Annotated in this window: 1 pseudogene; it reads left to right on the top strand. The window is 60.6% G+C overall.

Annotated features, from left to right (window positions below):
* A pseudogene (locus EN818_RS32075) lies at positions 1-289 on the top strand (aldehyde dehydrogenase family protein); the annotation flags it as partial.

Consider the following 289-nt stretch of genomic DNA (forward strand, 5'->3'; position numbering starts at 1 on the left):
CCTCAAATCTCCTGACCTGTTTGGCAGCCTTGACCGCCTGCCGGCGCTTGGCAAACCAGTCAGTGAGCGCACATTTGTGGTCCTCACCCATCGACAGGCGAAGTGCTGGCAGAGCTTCCCGACATGGGCGTCGAGGAGACACGCACTGCGATCGATAGAGCATATAGAGCGCAGCCTGGATGGGCGGCATTGACGGCCCGTGAACGCAGCGACGTTCTGTGGCGCTGGCATCAGCTGATTATCGACCACGCCGATGACCTTGCCGCGAGTATTGACCGCGGAAATGGGC

The sequence above is a fragment of the Mesorhizobium sp. M3A.F.Ca.ET.175.01.1.1 genome, assembly GCF_004791945.1.
Lineage (GTDB): Bacteria > Pseudomonadota > Alphaproteobacteria > Rhizobiales > Rhizobiaceae > Mesorhizobium.